The organism is Caballeronia sp. M23-90, from assembly GCF_053574605.1.
On the sequence record NZ_JBSIPA010000826.1, the window covers coordinates 1 to 1,275 of the forward strand.

General features: G+C 63.1%; 1 protein-coding gene. It reads left to right on the plus strand.

Translation table 11 applies throughout. From position 1 onward, the window contains the following. Window positions 1–1,186 (plus strand): tyrosine-type recombinase/integrase (locus ACRXB1_RS36205; protein WP_449494794.1); only part of this gene is annotated, 1,186 nt, incomplete at its 5' end. Window positions 1,187–1,275 lie beyond the last annotated feature (89 nt).

A 1,275-nucleotide genomic window follows, 5' to 3' on the forward strand; every position in this document is an offset into this window, starting at 1 on the left:
TCATCCAGCACTCACGGAGCGGGCTCGCGCACTGATCGTCGCCGACCGGCAGTCAGTCGTGACGCCATGGGAGCAACTCCGGCTACCGCATGAGGTTGACGGATCCGCAGGCGCGTTCCGCGCACCGCTGTCGACCTGTATCCTGGGCGTCGACAACGATTACGACGCCGCCCAGGCATGGCTTGCGTTGCACGAATCCCCGGCCACGCAGCGCGCCTACCGTAAGGAAGCCGAACGGCTGATCCTCTGGGCCATTGTTGCCCGCGGCAAGGCCCTGTCGTCCTTGACCACGCGGGATGCAACTGACTACAGGGCATTTCTGCGCAGACCCACCCCGCGCGAGCGCTGGGTTGGACCGCCGCGGCCGCGCACATCAACAGACTGGAGACCGTTTGTCGACAACCTCTCGGCGCGTTCGATTGCGCACGCGCTTGCCGTGCTCAGCGCCATGTTCCGCTGGCTGGTGGAGCAGCGCTATGTTGTAGCCAACCCCTTTGCCGGCATCAAGGTGCGCGGCAGCAAGCGCGCCATGGCCGTGGAAACCGCGCACGCCTTCACCGAAGGAGAATGGCTGCTCACACGCACCATCGCCAACGGGCTTGAGTGGTCGTACGGCTGGCAGGCAGCCGCAGCGCAGCGACTTCGTTTCATGCTGGATTTCGGTTACGCGACGGGACTGCGGATCAGCGAGTTGGCCAATGCGACTCTGCGAAACGTCGAGGTCGACGCCGCAGGTGATCACTGGCTTCACGTCACCGGCAAAGGCGGCAAGCCAGCCAGGGTGACCTTGACACCGCTCGCTCGCGCGGCGCTGGACCGGTATCTGCAGGAGCGGGGCCTGGCGGTAAGCCGGGCGCGCTGGAACCCAGTCACGCCGCTGATCGGTAGCCTGGACGACGGCGATGCCGGCATCAAGCCTCTGCGGTTGTGGGAAGTCATGCGCAGGTTTTTCCGGCAAGCGGCGCAGATTATTGAAAACGACCATCCGGCGCTCGCCGAGAAACTCCGTCAGGCTACGCCGCACTGGATGCGGCACACGCATGCCACTCACGCTATCGCCAAGGGCGTCGAACTCAGCGCCGTCCGCGACAACCTTCGTCACGCATCGATCTCGACCACGTCGATTTACTTGCATGCTGACGATGTAAAGCGGGCGAGGCAGTTTGCGCAGGCCTTTACTGACTGATTCCGTTATTCCAAAACCAACGGAAACCTCGTCACCCTTATAACCTCAAGGCTTATAATCGCAATTCGACCGAATCTTGGTCAGGGGCC